Below are 16,786 nucleotides of genomic sequence, written 5' to 3'. Positions count from 1 at the left end.
TAACGTCGTCAAATGGCGGATAAATTCCAAAAAGAAATAATATTCCTCCATATTGACGGCAGCTAGCCAGTAGTCTCATTTATGGGGGGCCAGTTATGACCACTCCTAAACTGAGTTGGTCATTTTTATTATCACGCAAATTTGGATTGGAGGTGACAGAAATTGGACATTCTTAGTAACCCGTACACATCCGTGTCTTCGCCTTAGGAAAGGAGATTTATTATGAAAACAAATGCTCGTCCTGTTGTGATTTGGAAAAAAACCTATGACACTGTTACAAAGGATGAAGGGAAACGTCATGAAGTCAAAACCGTCCAATGCTTCCTGCCAAACATTAATGTGAAGGTCTTTCTGAAAGCGCTAAATGTTTTTATGTTAATTCTTTTAATAATTGCCATTCTTACCAATAAAATTAAAGAAGCTGCTCCAATAATGACGTTTATATTGGAGCAACTTCACTGAAGAAAAAGCATATAAGCCAATACACATTATCCTGCAACGTGTATAAACTCTATTTCTTAAATTAACATAAATTTCATACTCTGTCAATGCTTATTTCATAATAGTAATTATATTTCAACATAAATGATAATCAAAGCACCGGGTTAAACAATAATACGACCCGGTGCTTTCCAGAATTTTTTTCAATTAAGGATCATACAAGCTATTGATTGGCAGTCGAATTCGGCACCTGCATCCCGGTATGATCGATTGTGTAGCCTTCTTTATAAATCAACTGAGAGACTGGAACAATCTGATAGCCCTGTCCCTGCAGCGCTTCAATAATTTTCGGAAGCGCAGACGGCGTATTTTTCGCTCCGTTATGAAACAAAACGATCGAACCGGGTTTCACCGTAGTAGTCACACGAGTAACCATATCGTTCGGAGTTAGATTTTTCCAATCAAGGCTATCCACATCCCACTGAATACAATACATATTAACTGATTTTACTGTTTCCATGAGTGCATTGTTATAATCACCGTATGGGGCTCGAAACAAAATCGGGCTGGTCCCGGTTAAATTTTTAATTTTATCATTACATTCCGTTATTTGTGCCGTCATTTCACTCTGCACAAGTTTTGGCATATGCGGATGCGTATTGGAATGATTGCAAACCTCGTGCCCGGCAGCTGCAAGCGCTTTGACAGACTCCGGATATTTGTCCACCCATGCGCCCACCACAAAAAAAGTCGTTTTAACGTTGTATTTTCCCAGAATATCAATTAATGTCTGTGTCTCTTCGTTTCCCCAGGCCGCATCGAATGAGATTGCGACTTTTTTTTCAGGTGTTTTTACGCAATAAATGGGAATCAGGCGCTGACTGGAAAATGTCCTGATCGCCGTAACGCCCTGAACAGCTATGAAGACAGCCAAGATGCCGCAAACCAAACAGCGCAATACTGTTAACAGCCTCTTTCCGCTCAGTATCAGAAACTTCATATGACAATGCCCCCTTGGCACAATTATATGCGCGCCTAGGGGGCTTCTATTTGCATTTTCTTTTATATTTTCTAGTATTTCGCAAGGTTTTTCATCTGCCGCTTTTTTTTGATACATCAGCTTATCCGCACGATTCAGCGTTTCCAATAAATTTTTGTCGCAGGGCTCATACACAGCATACCCATAAGCGATTTCAATCCCATTGGAATTTCTTTGATTATACTCGCGCAAATGAACCTCAAAGTCATCCAAACACGCTTTGGTGCGATTTGCAACATAATCTTCAATAATAACGACAAATTCGTCCCCACCGACTCGATAGCAATTTCCATACCCGTCAAAACTTTTTTGAATTACGTCCGATGCAGATAAAATCAGCACATCTCCGCATCTGTGACCATAATTGTCATTGACACTCTTTAAATTATTCACATCAAATGCTACAATCGCCACATGAGAACGGTTTCTTTGTGAGTTTAAAGCTTCCATTTCGATCTCAAAAGCATTTCGATTCTTTTTTTGTGTTAATGTATCGAGATAAGCAAGACGTTTCAGTACTCTGGCTTCCATCCCCAGCTCGATCATTGAAAAATACTGAGAAACCGTATCAATCGAAGGAAGTACAACAAAAATCAGAAGTCCCGAGCGGCAAAACAGCGCTCCATCCTGATAAATACCCATATAATACCGCATCATATCAACCATATACAGAACAAACATCGTCCCTAAACCAATCAAAAATGGCAGAACGGTGCGGTCGTGGAATTTTAACAAATTTTCCAGTGCAGTATAAACCGATAAAATCAGCGACGCTGCTATAATCAGATGTGTCAAAAATACTGTTTCCGGAAAATCCAGAATATTCAGTACCTGCATCAAAGTGCAAATTAGGAAATTCAATGCGGCACCCACACATAATATATCGTACAGCTTTTTATGGTGCTTTGCATACACAGTTTTTATAAACAGCAGATATGGAATCATACAAAGCATAAGAGTAAAATACATAATATATCCGAGTAAAAGAACATTTCCGGTCAAAAACTGTAAAACGGAAGTCTCCGTCAGTGCAGAGATGGAAATACTGATAGCAAACAGGCTCTGGTACAGCAGAGCTAGATTATTCTTTAATCGCGTTCGAGCAATAAAATACAGTAAAAGCAGTGTAATCCCGAAAGTTAGGACCAACGAACCGACGACAGTGCTGTAAAAAAATCGATGAATCAGATTTGTAATGTTGGCACTTTTTGTTCCAATGGTGATGTCATTAAACGTTGAGGCATATTTGTCATAAGGAGAACAAATTTCTATCTTAATCGATTTTCCCTGCGAACCGTCCGGTAATGAAATGATATGCCACGCTGTACAAGCCGGAGATTTTCCAAACAACAGCTGCGTATCATATCCAAACCGATAAATTAATTCACTTCCGACAAAAACGCGTACCTTAGCGTGATAGGTCGAAAAAGAAAGCGTCATATTGTTTCCAATGTCAAAAGGAAGCTGATTGGTGATGAAGCTGCTCTTGTTTTTTTCCGCTCCCGGTACATTATGGGTAGGCAAAGTGATACTGTGGCTATCACCGTTATAATTAACAAACAGCCATCCTGAATTAAAGCTTCTTACTTCCCCATCATTCAGCTTGATTTCTTCCACCCGAAATGTGAAAAGAATAAAGGCGAGTGCCATTATAGAAATTCCTACCATCATAAACTGTACATACAGAATTTTAGGTCTGTTCAAATGGTTCACCGCCTTAAAAGATACATTCTGGAAAATTATAACATGCTTTACATGAATCAGCAATAATTTATTTATTTAGACATAATTTGCAATCGTATAAATTTTAAAAGAAATCTGTGAACATTATCGCATTTTGGTATTTTATAAACGAATAAAGAATGCTATACTAAACAAAGACTGCCAAAAAAATCGGAGGAACAAAAATGCCGAAATTATACTTCAAATATGGTGCGATGGGCAGCAGCAAAACAGCCCAGGCGCTAATGGTAAAATTCAACTATGAAGAAAAAGGGTACCGAGTAGGTCTATTAAAACCATCTGTAGACAATCGAGACGGCCTTACCGTTGTAAAATCACGAATTGGGCTAAAAGATACCGGGATTTTAATTGATAAAAATGTGGATCTCTATCAATGGTTTCAGAAAAACCATTTTGATGTTTTGATTATAGATGAAGCACAGTTTTTAACGGGAGCTCAGATTGACCAGCTGAAAGAGATCGCCATTGAATTTGTTCCTGTTCTGTGCTTCGGTTTAAAAACCGATTTCCAAACACATATGTTTGAAGGAAGCAAGCGTCTGTTTGAAATTGCGGATTCGCTGACGGAGATCAAATCCGTTTGTACCTGCGGACGCAAAGCAGAAGTAAATGCAAGAATCTGCAACGGCAAAATCATCCGAGAAGGCGAGCAGGTTTTTATAGGCGGCAACGAAAGCTATATCGGTTTATGCTATAAATGCTGGAAAAACGACAGAATAGACGGAACTAAAAAATAAGAGCGAAAAAAGAAAGCCCTCGATCAATTTCAAAACTGATCGAGGGCTTTTTCCTTGTATATTCAATTTGCAAGAGCATCCGTCTCTTCGGCGTGACCCGAATAAGTAGGAACAAGCTCATGAACGACATTCATCATTTCCACATTGTTGGAACCGGCGACATCCCTAAGCTTCTCAATCTGATTAATAAACGTATCCTCATTAAACGGAATCGGAGTACCGATATAGATCAGTTCGTGGGAAGTCTTCTGACAGCCGCCTTCACTGTCCAGCAGAAGTTCTTCATAAAGCTTCTCCCCAGGGCGCAGACCCGTATACTGAATCTTAATATCAACATCGGGCTGCAAACCGGAAAGACGAATCAGGTTTTTTGCCAAATCCACAATTTTCACCGGCTGTCCCATGTCCAGTACAAAGATTTCTCCGCCGCGAGCCATGCCGCCCGCCTGAATTACCAGACGTGCCGCTTCGGGAATCGTCATAAAATATCGGATAATATCCGGATGAGTAACGGTAACCGGACCTCCGGCGGCAATCTGCTTTTTAAAGAGCGGAATAACGCTGCCGTTACTGCCCAAAACATTTCCAAAACGGACGGCAACATAATCGGTCTTGCTGTGGCGGCTGCTGTACTGAATAATCAGTTCGCAGATCCGTTTGGTGGCGCCCATAATATTCGTCGGATTCACCGCTTTGTCGGTTGAAATCAACACCATACGGTTAACACCGAATTTATCACAGGCCTGCGCCACATTCAGCGTACCAAACACATTGTTCTTCACTGCTTCCCCGGGGCTCATCTCCATCAGAGGCACATGCTTGTGGGCAGCCGCGTGAAAAACGACATCCGGTTTACAAACGGAGAAAATATGTTCAATTCTCGCCTTGTCGCGCACAGAACCAATCAGAACCTCAAGGTTCAGATGCTTAAAGCGCATCAGAAGCTCATTTTGCAAATCATAGGCATTATTTTCATAAATATCAAAAATTATCAGCTTTTTGGGATTGAAATAAGCGATCTGACGGCACAACTCACTGCCGATCGAACCGCCTCCACCGGTTACCAGTACGGTTTTGTTTTTCAGGTAGCCACTGATTTCGGCTGTATTCAGTTTAATTTCATCTCTGCCAAGAAGGTCGACAATGTCAACATTTCTGACCTTCAGGGGATCGGCACTGTCTTCAATAATTTCATAAAGAGCAGGAATTGTTTTGAGCTGACATCCTGTTTTCGCACAGATGCTCAGAATATCCTGCTTGTCCTTTTTACTGGCTGACGCAATAGCAAGCACGATCTGGTCAATATTATAGCGCACGGCCATTTTCGGGATGCTTTCTCTGCCGCCCACAACCTTAACGCCGTGAATTCTGGTTCCCTTTTTGCTTTTGTTGTCATCAATGGCAATGACGGGAATCCCTTTGCTTTCCGGCGCGGTCTTCATGTCCTTAATGACCATGGAGCCCATCTCCCCCGCGCCGATAATCATAACGCGGTGAAATTCTTCTCCGTCTTCTCTGTTAATCTGATTTCTGCGTTTCAGTCTGCGAATCAGGCGGAAACTGAACCTGGATGCGCCAACAAAAAAGATGGCAAACACCCACCCGATAATGTAAACGCCCCAAGGGAAACGCCGTACATGGAACACGGGCCAGGAAAGAGTGAAGCCGATAATCGTAACTATCAATGCGGCAAAGGTCGTCCCATAAAAAATAGTCAAAAGCTCATCAAGGCTTGCAAACTGCCACATGGTGGTATAGAACCGAAAAACAGTAAAGCTGATAATAAAAATAGCGGTAATCCACGGAATCCAGGTGGAAAAGGACTCCCAGTCATAACTGCGGGGAAAAATATGTCCATCATATCGCAGGATAAACGCAATCCAGTAGCTGAAAAAAACGCAGAGAATATCTATTATGATTTGAGCAAATGATTTTCCAAAAGTGGCTCTTTGATTCTTCATATAATAAATTACTCCTACCAAACAAATTTAACTGCATTAGTATAGCACAAACCTTACATGAATGAAAGACGCAATTTATGAAGAAATGCAATAACATTGTTACAATATGCAGATTTATGCCGGATTTTTTTCAATTTTGTCCATAATTTTCACCGGAGGGCCATCCAAAATATAAATCACATCCGCCATCATTTGCGCTTCCTGAAAATCATGGGTGACTATAATTTTCAAAGCGTCCGCAGCCTGTTTCTGAAAAAGAGCAATCATTTCATCCCTGCACTGGGCGTCAAGGCCCTGAAAGGGTTCATCCATAAGATAAAGGCTGCCTCCGTAAGCAAGCGAGCGGGCAAGCGCAACCCTTCGCCGCATTCCGCCGCTCAGTTCCGAGGGCCTTTTACTCCCCGCGCCCTCCAAGCCCACCAATGCAAGCCATTTTTCAGCCTGCTCCGCATTGTTTTTGGCACTGCCGTGAAGAACTGCGGCAACATTCTCATGGGCAGAAACCCACGGCAGCAACCGATTTTCCTGAAAAAGATATGAAATTTTCATATCACCGGCGCCTTCTATTGCACCAGCATCAAAAGATTCCAAACCGGCTATGCAGTTTAAAAGCGTCGTTTTTCCACATCCAGACGGTCCAAATAAACAGACGGTTCCGGCTGAAGGAAATTCGACGGAAAACTGATCCAGCACTGTTTTTCCGTTATATGTTTTAGAAAGATTCTGAATTTTCAATTCGCACACTGCTCCATTACTGCACAACATTGTATTTTTCGCCCACTTTTTTCATCAGCCGCACCATCAGAAATTCCAAAACAACACTCATGCCGATCACAACCACAGTCCACGCGAACAAATTATCCGTTTCGATATAAATCTTCGAATTGTAGATTTGTCTGCCAATGGACAGCGGAGTAACCGCAAGTACTTCTGCGGCAATTCCGGCTTTCCACGCAAGCCCCATCCCCGTTGTACAGGCCGCAGTAAAATATGGCATAGCAGAAGGCAAATAAATACGTTTTACCGTCCTTGCCAATCCAAAACGATAAACAGCAGCCATCTGCAACAGATTGCGGTCTGTCTTTTTGATACCGTTGACCACATTTGCCCAAACAATCGGGGTTACCATCAAGAAGGATGTAAAAGACGGCACATGAGGGGAAGGAATCCATACCAGCGCAAGAATGATAAAAGAAGCAACGGGAGTTGCTTTGATGATGCTGATTACCGGATAAAATATTTCGTACATCATCCGGGATACAGAAGTCAAAACTGCCAAAACGCATCCGAAAATCACTCCGAGCAGAAAGCCTTCCAAAATACGAAGCATGGATAAAAAGGCGGTCAGCCAGAACTCCGTGCTTTGTGAAAGCTCAAAAAGCCTTTGCAAGACACGAACAGGAGATACGATTAGTATCTCCTGTTTTACTGTTAAATAGGCCAGCTGCCATAGGCCGATCCAAAACACGGCAGCCAGAATTTTTCTGAATCCCTTATTTTGAAAGATTGTTTTATTTTGTGTAGTAGAAGTCATCACCTGGTAATTTACCTCCAACGGACTTCTGATTGGCTGTGAACAGAACATTCAAAAAATCAGGGATCTTTGCCTTCATGTCATTTCCGTCAATATAAACGATATTGCAGTTCGGAATCGCCTTTTTGGCGACCGCCGCCGGCATAATATCGTATTTTTCGGAAAGAGCGGCCGCTTCCTCCACCTTTGTATTGGTAAAATCAGTGGAATCCTTATACTCGCTGAGGAAAGCGTCAAAAGCATCCTTATGTTGTTCAACAAAGTTCTTGCTGACAATCACACATCCCATGGTCAGTACACTTTTGCCCTGCGCAGCCTTATCCCATTCATCCGTTATATTCAGCGCAACTTTAACGTCCTTATCTTTTGTCGTTACCTGAGTAACAAACGGCTCAGGCAGAACAGCAATCTTTGCTTTTCCCGAAAGAATCAGCGCCGCAAGCTCCGCATGCTCCGCTTTATATTCTACCTTAACATCCTTACCGACTTCAAGTCCATTTTGCTTCAAAATGTAGTTTAATGCATATTCCGGTACGGAACCCTGACCGGAAGCATAAATGGTTTTGCCTTTCAGGTCCTTAATGCTGGAAATGTTTTCTCCTTTTGTCAGCAGAGAGAGCACGCCGAGCGTGTTGACCGCGGCCATTTGAACCTTTCCGTCTGTTTTGTTATACAGCGTCGCTGCCAGATTGGTTGGAACGGCGGCCACATCCACCTCCCCTTTGGAAATCTTGGACACAATTTCGTCAGGAGAACTTAAAATGGTAAATTCGTAATTTTCAGCGGCAGTCTTGGCGTCATTATCGCTCATCAGCTTTAACATGCCCAGCCCTGTAGGGCCTTTAAGCGCCGCAATCTTAATGGTCGTTTTTTCAGCGGCAGCACTCTGCTGCGCGCTTGATACCGCTTCACTGGAAACTTGCTCAGCCTTACTGGAACCTGAAGATACTGCAGAATCGGAGCATCCCGCCAAAACAGAAAGAGCCATACAGGCGCTTAATCCCATTGCGAGTATTTTTTTCGTCAGTTTCATTTTTGTCCCTCTTCATTTTATGATATTATTCACCATCAAACTGACCGGTTCTCAACCGTTCAATCTGATTGATCGTCACTTTTTTTCCTTCACGGGTGACCACCCCTGCACTGCTTAAGTCGTCAAAAGCACGGTACAGTGAGGCACGGCCGATATTCAGCGTATTGGAAAGCTGCGTCAGCGTACAGGGAAGCTCCAGTACAAGAGAGTATTCATGCTGTGCAGACAGGGAAAGAAGGAACGTTGCCAGACGGCAGACAGCGGTTCCGCCCGTAAAATTATCAATCCGGCTGTTCAGAAAACAGATTCTGTCGGAAAGATAGCTGATATAGTTTTCCGCTATTTTGGTGTTTTTCTCAAAAAGATCCTGAAGCAGCTGCTGCGACAAAAATAAAACACGACTCCTTTTTACCGCAGTAATTTCAGAAACGTACCGGCGGGAATTATTGAAAAGACAGGCAACCCCAAATATTCCTCCGGAATAAAAGGTATTCATGACGAGGTTTTCATTTTCCGGTTTCATCGCTTTCACAACACCGGAAAAAACGATGCCCAAACTTTTTCTGTAGTTGCTTCTGGTATATATTTTCTCCCCCGCTTCATATTCCATGCAGCTGCATTCACTGCTTTGAAAAGCATCCTGCGCCAGATCCTGTTCAATTCCATTGAACAAAAAACTTTGCGCCAGCAGCTGACCGTATTTGTTTTGTTTTTTAACAAATTTCATAAACGTTCTCTTTCTGTTTCATATGATACACTTTTTATCATTATAAACATTTTACCTAAATCTGTCAATACAAAAACAAAAAAGAGCACCACCTAAGGCAGTACTCTTTTCATTTGTATTTGTTAAATTTTTATTCGTGATCGCAGTCTTCACAGCCACAGTCGCAATCGCAGCCGCATTCATCTTCATCAATATCGAATTCCAGCGTTTCGCCGCAATTCGGGCACTCCATCTGTCCATCCTCAATAATATCTTCGGACAGGCATATGGTTTCATGACAATTCGGGCAAGTTACTTCATAGTAACAATCGCCGTCGTCGTCCTCATCGTCTTCCTCTTCATCCTCGTAAAAATCCTCTTCCAAAGAACCAAGATCCTCATCAACAGCATCCAGCTGGTCAGCCATGTCATCAAAGCTGTCCTGCATATCCGAAACGGATGCCGCCATGTCGTCCAATAAATCGACTATTGCGTTAATGACCTTCACTTCTTTTTTACTCTCATCAAGCTCAAGGCCTTCCGCCAGACCGCGAATGTAAGCAACCTTCTCTTTGTTTGTCATAATTCTGCCTCCTTTAAACATCATTCATTGAACATGCATAGTGTTGGTTATGCACGCTCCATATATTCGCCGGTACGGGTATCAATTCTGATTCTTTCGCCTTCCTCAATAAATAGAGGAACATTGATCTCTGCACCGGTCTCAACTGTAGCAGGCTTCAACGCATTGGTAGCAGTGTTGCCCTTAAAGCCCGGATCAGTTTTTGTTATTACCAGTTCTACAAAGTTCGGCGGCTCAACACCGAAAACGTTTCCCTTATAGGAAAGCACTTTGCAGGTCATATTTTCAAGAACAAACTTGAAGTTGTCCCCAAGAACACTGTGGTTAATCGGAGTCTGCTCAAAAGTCTCCAGATCCATAAAATAATAGAGGTCTCCGTCGTTATAAAGATATTGCATGTCCTTACGCTCAATATAAGCGGTCGGGTATTTATCGTTTGGATTGAAAGTTCTTTCCACTACGCTGCCGGTAATCACATTTCTGATTTTTGTGCGGACAAAAGCCGCGCCTTTTCCCGGTTTCACATGCTGGAACTCAATAATGGAAACGACGTTTCCATCCATCTCAAATGTAACGCCATTTCTAAAATCGCCTGCAGATATCATCGTGTTATCCTCCAATAATTTTTTCCGATTATTATCTTATAATAATTCCAGAAAATTTTCAAGATATTTTTATAGGAACTTACATTAAATCCTTTAACGCCGCCAGCGCGAGAAAATAGCTGTTTTTTCCGAAGCCGGAAATCTGACCTGCGCACACTTCAGAAATCACGCTTTTGTGGCGAAAATCTTCGCGTGCGTATATGTTGCTCATGTGGGTCTCCACAAACGGAATCCTGACACAGGCGATAGCGTCTCGCAGCGAATAGCTGTAATGCGTAAGGGCGCCCGCGTTGATAATCACACCTTGGTAGACCCCGCGCGCACTGTGGATTTTGTCAATCAAATCCCCTTCATGGTTGGACTGATAAATGTCACAGTCATAATCCAGCTTTTTAGCATTCTCAATAATCTGAAGATTAATACTTTCGGCCGTTTCGTCCCCGTACACGCCTTTTTCCCGGACGCCGACCATGTTCAGGTTTGGCCCAAGAAGGACAAGAACCTTTTTTCTGCTCATTTAAACACCATCTCAGTCAAAGTATTTCTTTCCGCGCCCTGTCGCTTTTATTATGTAGCGAATCGGCTTTTCCAAACCGCGGCGTATTTTGAAGGAAAATGATTTTTCTTTGCCCGTCGGAACGAGCAGAATCGATTTCATAAATGATAAATTGGAACCGATTACATCGGTAAAAATCTGATCTCCCACAACTACAACTTCGCTGCGCTTTACACCCATTTTGCGGATTGCACGAAAATAGCCAAGGGGAATCGGCTTTAAGGAAAGGGACAAACAAGGCAAGCCGTATTTTGCGGCAAATGGTTCCACCCGTCTTTTAAAATTGTTTGACATAATGATAATGCTGATGCCGTTTTCACGCATGTGGCGAGTCCATTCTACGGTACCCTCAAAAGGCTCCGGAGAACCGTGAATGGCAAGGGTGTTGTCCACATCGAGGATCAGCGCCCGGGCTTTCATGGAACGGATAAGTTTTGGAGTAATATCTGTAACTTTGTCCACAGCAACAGTAGGCAGGAACAATGCCAATAACAAACCCTCCGTTTCGGAGAAAATAAAATCAGGCTAAAAAAGCGGGCAATTAAGCCCGCTTTTCCGAATCATTTTTGTACTGTTACTTAAACTTGCGTTTGCGGGCTGCTTCGGACTTTTTCTTACGCTTAACAGAAGGCTTTTCATATGCTTCTCTCTTGCGAACCTCAGCAATAACCCCGGCTCTTGCGCACTGCTTCTTAAACCTTCTCAGAGCGCTGTCCAAGGACTCGTTGTCTTTAATTCTAATTTCAGCCATTTATCTTTTCCCTCCCATCCGCCATAAGGCAGGGGTATTAGTAAGTCATATTACATAAAAATAATTATACATAACACACCCGAATATGTCAAGCCCAATGTGCTAACTTTGCATAAGTTACAGTTAGTTGTGAAATTTGTATTGACATGAAAAACAGAAAATGATAAGATAATATCCGCAGTCTGAAAACATTCAAATACATACAGGGGTATAGCTCAGTTGGTAGAGCAGTGGTCTCCAAAACCACGTGCCGAGGGTTCAAGTCCTTCTGCCCCTGCCATCAGAAAGAGTCTGGACGCACATCGCGTTCGGACTCTTTTCTTTTTCAATGATTCGCGTTCACAGTTTGTGGGCGCGTTTTTTTTTGCGATTACACGGAATTCCAACCGCAATCCACTATTTGTTGGATTCATTGTGCATGCAGTTGTCGATTGCGATGACCAAGCTGGTAAAAAAAGCGGCATCCTCCGGATTTGTTACCGTCAGGCAGTAAGTGTCCGCCCAGGAAAGCCATTTCTTATGAATTTCACCGAAGACTTGCCCGTTGCGTTGAATTATAAAATCCATTTCCATAAAGCTGCCGGTAATCTCAAAATCACCGTAGCTGCTTTGTACATTCAATCTTGGAGTAAAGAAAGTAAATTCTTTTTTTATCCTGGCACAAAACTGATTGCCCGTATAAATTTCGTACTCAGGCAAAAATTTAAATAACTTCTGCTGTATATAGTATAGCTCATTCCCCATTAAATCACACAGATGAATTTTCGCTCCCCAAGTGAAAAGTTCCCCCTCCACCGCATAAACAGGATCTCCAAGTTCGTCATAGACATTGTATTTATCCCTCAAGGAAAATATTTTTTGCTTGATATACAGGTTCAATAAAACACCTCCATCAGATCAGGCGGCTGTCGCATCCGTTTATATATTTATCTTAGCATAAACGGGAAAATATGCAAGCACCACTTTTATATTTATAAATTAGAATGATTACATATTTGTTTGTTGTTTTCACACGGGAATTATATTAAAATAAAAATTACCAAAATATTACTTTATCCTTAATATTCATTTAAGTTTGGAGAATCTGTATGAGCCTGATTTGTTTGAAGGATGTACGCAAGGTTTACCATGTGGACAAAGAAAAAATTGTCGCGCTCAGCCGAATCAATATCGCGATTGAAGCTCAGGAAATCTGCTGTGTGCTGGGAACGTCCGGTTCCGGAAAATCGACTCTTCTGAATATTATGGCGGGACTGGAAAAGGCAACCAGAGGCAGCGTCATCATTGACGGGAAGAATGTCACAAACTTTTCCGAAAAGCAATGGGCGCTGTTCCGGCAGCAAAACATCGGCTTCGTCTTTCAGTCCTATAACCTGATGCCGACGATGACCGCAATCGAAAATGTGGCAATCCCCCTTATGTTCAAGGGGATGAGCAAAACCGAGCGCGTCAAAAGAGCGGTACATATGTTGAAGATCGTTCATTTAGGCGACCGTCTGCTGCACAAACCGACCCAGATGAGCGGCGGGCAGCAGCAGCGGGTCGGAATAGCGCGCGCGTTTATCTCGCGGCCGAAAATTGTATTTGCGGACGAACCCACAGGCAATCTGGACAGCAAAACCAGCCGCGAAGTCATGGAAATCATGGTCTCCATGGCGAGAAAGTACCATGAAACGCTGATTATTGTTACGCATGACCGTGAAATTGCAAAGTATGCCGACAGGATCATTACGATTCATGACGGCAGTGTGCTAAGTGACGTAAGCAATCTTGCCATTTCTGACAGCAGGGTAAACGAGGAGGAATTAAGTTCATGAAAAGAACAGGAAAAAGGCGTGTTTCTCTCATTCTGTCCGTATTGCTGATAACAGCATTTTGCTTTGGCAGTCTGCCCGCTTCGGCGGCAACCTATGCTCAACCGTCGCCAACGGTGAACAGCGAAAAACTGACCGTCTCAAAGGGCAGTCCTTTTCAGGCTATTTTTTATTTTTATCATCCTACAGAATATTCAAATAAAGACTCCATCACGATTACTGTTGAAAGCTCCAATGACGCTATTTCACTAAAGAAAAAAACATTTAAATATGATAAAAACAGTACAGAACAAAATGATGAAATTGATCCCGATGTTGATGAAGATTATGAAGGCAATGATGCCAGCTATAGCCTTACCATTCCGGAATTGTACATGAAACGAATTGGCGACGGCGCCGGCACTCTGAAATTCACTATCTATTATAATAATGACAAATCCGAAACTTATGTAGCACAGAAGACGATTTTTGACCCCACCGGTACCGGCAGCGACACGGAGGACGATGGAAAACTGGTCGTACAGTCCTATCAGCTTGACCATACGCCGGTCAAGGAAGGCGAAAAATTCAACCTGACCTTTACGCTGAAAAATACCGGCAGCGTCGTCTGTGACAACATTATGGCCGTACTGGACACTTCCACCGCCGATGGGATCAGTATCAACGGTGTTACAGACACGCAGTATATTAACACGCTGGACACGGGCACAACCACTACGATTTCCTATCCTATGACCTGCCTGTCAAAAATGACAACCAACAACTACACGGTGAGCCTGATTCTTTCGGCAGATGAAATTGAAAAGTCCGTCACTTCCAAAGTCTTCATTCCCGTTACCGGAACGAAAACGGACAAGGACGAAACTACAAACGCAAGTAAGCCGCTGATTATCATTGAAAATTACGATTACGGCGGAAAAGCGGTGATGGGCGGAAAAGAATTCAACCTTGCCATGAACTTTAAAAATACCAGTACGAATACACAAATCGAAAACCTGAAAATCACCGTCTCCTCCGTGGCCGGGGATGACGACAAATCTGTCGCGGGTGCGTTTACCCCCGCAAAATCCTCCAATACCTTTTATATACCAAAGGTCGCTCCAAATTCGGTTTTCGCCGAACAGATCGCTTTGATTCCCAAGGCGGACGCCACTCCGAATTCCTACGGTGTCTCTATCGCATTCAATTATGAAGCCGTTCTTGACGGCAAGCGGGAAGCGATTGACGCCACAGAAACCATCGCCATTCCGCTGACGCAATCCGACCGGTTTGAAGCGAATGAAGCGGATCTGCAAGGGCCGATTTCACTGGGCGATTCCGGACAGCTCAATATTAATTATGTAAATAAAGGCAAAAGCAAAATATTCAATCTTTCCGTTAAATTGGAGGGAAACTTTACCACGGGTGAATCAAACACCTATATTGGCAATGTAGACTCCGGTGTTGGCGACACCTTTCAGGCGTCGCTGAACCCGACGGAGGAGGGAACCATGACCGGTACGGCAACCTTCAGCTACGAAGACGCAAACGGAGAAATCAAAAATCTGGTCAAGGATTTTTCCTGTGAGGTAATGCCAGCCATGCAGCCGGGTGAAGGCATCGATTCGGAACCTTCCGTCCCAGCAAACGCGGGCGTCTCTTCCCCGCCTGTCTGGATGATTCTGGCGGGAATCGGCGGTCTGGCGGTGGTTATTGCCGTGCTGGTCATTCTACATAAAAAAAGAAAAGCAAAGAAGCTGAAGCTGCTGGAGCAAAGCGACGATTATGATGATCTTCCCACAGAGGCCAATCATCCGGCAAAAGAGGAAAAGTCATGAAGTGGAAAGACATGCTTTTGATGGCGCTTGGCAATCTGTTCAAACGCAAGGTCAGAACCCTGTTGACAGTCATGGGCGTTGTCATTGGAACCTGCGCCATTGTCGTTATGCTGTCGTTCGGCATTGGGATTAAGCAGTCCATGGAAACCATGATGCAAAACATGGGCGACCTGACGGTCATCACGATCAACAATTCATCGCAAACTCCGGATTCACCAGCGCTTGATGACAAAACACTCGAAAAAGTAAAAGCGATGAAGGATGTTGTAGCCGTTACTCCTGTTTTTTACCTTGACCCCTCCGTTGTAACGATTAAAAGCAGAAAATATAATTATCAGGGTATGATCTACGGCGTTTCGATGAGTGCCCTCAAAGAATTTGGGTATCAGGCGGAAAATGGAACACTTCCGGCGGAAAGCGCACCCGAAACGACCATCCTTTTCGGAAAAGATGCGGAATACGATTTTATTGACGGTCAAAAATCCAGCAATAATATGATTTTTCCCCAGGCCGACAAGAATGGAAAAATGCCCGACCCTTACGTCTCTGCTCTAACCGATAAGTTTGAGGCTGTGGTCAACCTTCCAGAGGACTCAACCGCAAAAACCAAACCAATCAAGCTGCAATGTGCTGCCACGCTGGTGGAGGACTGGGGCAAGAACCCCTCCCCCAGCCACTGCGTTTTTATGGACGTTACGTTCGCAAAGCAGCTGCGTGATAAATACAACAAGCTCAACAATATAAAAAAAGACCCCAACAAAAAAGACGGATATGACAGTGCAAGCGTGAAGGTTGCTTCCGTTGAAGCTGTCCCGGACGCTGAAAAGGCGATTCAGGACATGGGGTTTTCCACTTACAGCATGGAGAGCGTCCGTAAGCCGCTCGAGGAGCAGATGAGAACCATCCAGATGATTCTGGGTGGTTTGGGCGCAATCTCGCTTCTTGTGGCCGCTCTGGGGATTACAAACACGATGATTATGTCGATTTATGAAAGAACACGCGAGATCGGTATTATGAAAGTGCTTGGCTGCGTCGTGCGAAACATCCGCACCATGTTTCTGATAGAAGCGGGCGCCATTGGGTTTATGGGCGGAGTAATTGGTATTGCACAAAGCTACGCTATCTCCTTGTTCATTAATACGCTGTATGCTTCACAGGCGGCGGGCAACGGCAATGCGGCAGTGCCAGCCACAGGAGGAGCTGCAGTAGGAATTTCCATCATTCCTCTATGGCTGGCACTGGGGGCTCTTCTCTTCTCCACTATGGTCGGTCTGGTGTCCGGATTCTACCCCGCGAACCGCGCCGTTAAGATCAGCGCGCTGACCGCAATCAAACAGGAATAGCACAAAACCTCCCCTGTTTTTCGGGGGAGGTTTCGTCAAATAAAAAATTATTATTTTTTTATCACTTATGTGTTGACAAGTAACGACCTTTTCAGTATAATGATATTCGTTGTCCACGGTAAA

At 43.5% G+C, this 16,786-nt stretch carries 17 protein-coding genes and 1 tRNA gene; 6 read left to right on the top strand and 12 right to left on the bottom strand.

Translation table 11 applies throughout. The features are described 5' to 3' along the window. The first annotated feature begins 222 nt into the window (after positions 1-222). Positions 223-462, top strand: coding sequence for a hypothetical protein (locus J5W02_RS14150; protein WP_219966361.1), 240 nt, complete (start codon positions 223-225; stop codon positions 460-462). A gap of 202 nt (positions 463-664) precedes the next feature. Here J5W02_RS14150 and J5W02_RS14145 read toward each other — a convergent pair whose 3' ends face one another. Next, positions 665-3,184 (bottom strand): polysaccharide deacetylase family protein, encoded by a 2,520-nt coding sequence (locus tag J5W02_RS14145; protein ID WP_219966360.1) that lies wholly within the window; start codon positions 3,182-3,184, stop codon positions 665-667. 203 nt (positions 3,185-3,387) lie between these two features. Here J5W02_RS14145 and J5W02_RS14140 point away from each other — a divergent pair, with 203 nt between their 5' ends. Beyond that, positions 3,388-3,960 (top strand): thymidine kinase, encoded by a 573-nt coding sequence (locus J5W02_RS14140; RefSeq protein WP_219966359.1) that lies wholly within the window; start codon positions 3,388-3,390, stop codon positions 3,958-3,960. A 62-nt stretch (positions 3,961-4,022) separates the two neighbouring features. Here the strand turns inward: J5W02_RS14140 and J5W02_RS14135 are convergent, their stop codons facing one another. The 10 genes from J5W02_RS14135 to rpsU form a co-directional block, all read right to left on the bottom strand. After that, complete coding sequence (locus J5W02_RS14135; protein ID WP_219966358.1) at positions 4,023-5,921, bottom strand: nucleoside-diphosphate sugar epimerase/dehydratase; 1,899 nt, start codon at positions 5,919-5,921, stop codon at positions 4,023-4,025. Positions 5,922-6,035: 114 nt separating this feature from the next. After that, on the bottom strand, positions 6,036-6,686 hold the full coding sequence (locus J5W02_RS14130) for an ABC transporter ATP-binding protein (RefSeq protein WP_255575790.1): 651 nt from the start codon (positions 6,684-6,686) through the stop codon (positions 6,036-6,038). Then, entirely contained in the window at positions 6,673-7,455 is a 783-nt protein-coding gene (locus J5W02_RS14125) for an ABC transporter permease (protein WP_219966440.1), read from the bottom strand. Before J5W02_RS14125 ends, J5W02_RS14130 begins: the two co-directional genes overlap by 14 nt. Continuing rightward, positions 7,433-8,488 (bottom strand): ABC transporter substrate-binding protein, encoded by a 1,056-nt coding sequence (locus tag J5W02_RS14120; RefSeq protein WP_219966356.1) that lies wholly within the window; start codon positions 8,486-8,488, stop codon positions 7,433-7,435. Before J5W02_RS14120 ends, J5W02_RS14125 begins: the two co-directional genes overlap by 23 nt. A 25-nt stretch (positions 8,489-8,513) precedes the next feature. After that, the gene (locus J5W02_RS14115; protein WP_219966355.1) at positions 8,514-9,215 is read right to left on the bottom strand and encodes a Crp/Fnr family transcriptional regulator; all 702 of its coding nucleotides are present in this window, start codon (positions 9,213-9,215) and stop codon (positions 8,514-8,516) included. Between the two features lie 130 nt (positions 9,216-9,345). Then, complete coding sequence (locus J5W02_RS14110; protein ID WP_219966354.1) at positions 9,346-9,777, bottom strand: CD1247 N-terminal domain-containing protein; 432 nt, start codon at positions 9,775-9,777, stop codon at positions 9,346-9,348. Positions 9,778-9,824: 47 nt separating this feature from the next. Then, entirely contained in the window at positions 9,825-10,382 is a 558-nt protein-coding gene (gene efp / locus J5W02_RS14105; protein WP_219966353.1) for an elongation factor P, read from the bottom strand. A gap of 79 nt (positions 10,383-10,461) precedes the next feature. Continuing rightward, positions 10,462-10,899 (bottom strand): type II 3-dehydroquinate dehydratase, encoded by a 438-nt coding sequence (gene aroQ / locus J5W02_RS14100; RefSeq protein WP_219966352.1) that lies wholly within the window; start codon positions 10,897-10,899, stop codon positions 10,462-10,464. A 12-nt stretch (positions 10,900-10,911) separates the two neighbouring features. Beyond that, entirely contained in the window at positions 10,912-11,427 is a 516-nt protein-coding gene (locus tag J5W02_RS14095; protein WP_219966351.1) for a YqeG family HAD IIIA-type phosphatase, read from the bottom strand. An 85-nt stretch (positions 11,428-11,512) separates the two neighbouring features. Then, positions 11,513-11,689, bottom strand: coding sequence for a 30S ribosomal protein S21 (gene rpsU, locus J5W02_RS14090; RefSeq protein WP_009060718.1), 177 nt, complete (start codon positions 11,687-11,689; stop codon positions 11,513-11,515). Between the two features lie 204 nt (positions 11,690-11,893). On the opposite strand from rpsU, the gene J5W02_RS14085 reads away from it, so the two are divergent. Beyond that, a tRNA-Trp gene (locus tag J5W02_RS14085) sits at positions 11,894-11,969 on the top strand. Positions 11,970-12,085: 116 nt separating this feature from the next. Here the strand turns inward: J5W02_RS14085 and J5W02_RS14080 are convergent. Next, positions 12,086-12,568, bottom strand: a complete 483-nt coding sequence (locus tag J5W02_RS14080) for an LURP-one-related/scramblase family protein (protein ID WP_219966350.1) — start codon at positions 12,566-12,568, stop codon at positions 12,086-12,088. 209 nt (positions 12,569-12,777) lie between these two features. Here J5W02_RS14080 and J5W02_RS14075 point away from each other — a divergent pair, with 209 nt between their 5' ends. Genes J5W02_RS14075 through J5W02_RS14065 form a run of 3 tightly spaced genes read left to right on the top strand, consistent with a single transcriptional unit; the run spans position 12,778 to position 16,663 of the window. Then, a complete protein-coding gene (locus J5W02_RS14075; RefSeq protein ID WP_219966349.1) occupies positions 12,778-13,506 on the top strand; it encodes an ABC transporter ATP-binding protein in 729 nt (242 codons plus the stop codon). After that, a complete protein-coding gene (locus tag J5W02_RS14070; protein WP_219966348.1) occupies positions 13,503-15,320 on the top strand; it encodes a COG1361 family protein in 1,818 nt (605 codons plus the stop codon). The genes J5W02_RS14075 and J5W02_RS14070 overlap by 4 nt, the downstream gene beginning before the upstream one ends. Further along, the gene (locus tag J5W02_RS14065; RefSeq protein ID WP_219966347.1) at positions 15,317-16,663 is read left to right on the top strand and encodes an ABC transporter permease; all 1,347 of its coding nucleotides are present in this window, start codon (positions 15,317-15,319) and stop codon (positions 16,661-16,663) included. The genes J5W02_RS14070 and J5W02_RS14065 overlap by 4 nt, the downstream gene beginning before the upstream one ends. Positions 16,664-16,786 lie beyond the last annotated feature (123 nt).

The organism is Caproiciproducens faecalis, assembly GCF_019448085.1.
GTDB lineage: Bacteria > Bacillota > Clostridia > Oscillospirales > Acutalibacteraceae > Caproiciproducens > Caproiciproducens faecalis.
This window is presented reverse-complemented; position numbering and strand designations above follow the sequence as displayed.

Bases quoted from the DNA above. Each gene is read 5' to 3' on its own strand.
- J5W02_RS14150 (WP_219966361.1), top strand. From the start codon at position 223: ATGAAAACAAATGCTCGTCCTGTTGTGATTTGGAAAAAAACCTATGAC.
- J5W02_RS14140 (WP_219966359.1), top strand. From the start codon at position 3,388: ATGCCGAAATTATACTTCAAATATGGTGCGATGGGCAGCAGCAAAACA.
- J5W02_RS14135 (WP_219966358.1), bottom strand. From the start codon at position 5,921: ATGAAGAATCAAAGAGCCACTTTTGGAAAATCATTTGCTCAAATCATA.
- J5W02_RS14115 (WP_219966355.1), bottom strand. From the start codon at position 9,215: ATGAAATTTGTTAAAAAACAAAACAAATACGGTCAGCTGCTGGCGCAA.
- J5W02_RS14125 (WP_219966440.1), bottom strand. From the start codon at position 7,455: ATGACTTCTACTACACAAAATAAAACAATCTTTCAAAATAAGGGATTC.
- J5W02_RS14070 (WP_219966348.1), top strand. From the start codon at position 13,503: ATGAAAAGAACAGGAAAAAGGCGTGTTTCTCTCATTCTGTCCGTATTG.
- J5W02_RS14075 (WP_219966349.1), top strand. From the start codon at position 12,778: ATGAGCCTGATTTGTTTGAAGGATGTACGCAAGGTTTACCATGTGGAC.
- J5W02_RS14110 (WP_219966354.1), bottom strand. From the start codon at position 9,777: ATGACAAACAAAGAGAAGGTTGCTTACATTCGCGGTCTGGCGGAAGGC.
- J5W02_RS14130 (WP_255575790.1), bottom strand. From the start codon at position 6,686: ATGTTGTGCAGTAATGGAGCAGTGTGCGAATTGAAAATTCAGAATCTT.
- rpsU (WP_009060718.1), bottom strand. From the start codon at position 11,689: ATGGCTGAAATTAGAATTAAAGACAACGAGTCCTTGGACAGCGCTCTG.
- J5W02_RS14065 (WP_219966347.1), top strand. From the start codon at position 15,317: ATGAAGTGGAAAGACATGCTTTTGATGGCGCTTGGCAATCTGTTCAAA.
- efp (WP_219966353.1), bottom strand. From the start codon at position 10,382: ATGATATCTGCAGGCGATTTTAGAAATGGCGTTACATTTGAGATGGAT.
- aroQ (WP_219966352.1), bottom strand. From the start codon at position 10,899: ATGAGCAGAAAAAAGGTTCTTGTCCTTCTTGGGCCAAACCTGAACATG.
- J5W02_RS14120 (WP_219966356.1), bottom strand. From the start codon at position 8,488: ATGAAACTGACGAAAAAAATACTCGCAATGGGATTAAGCGCCTGTATG.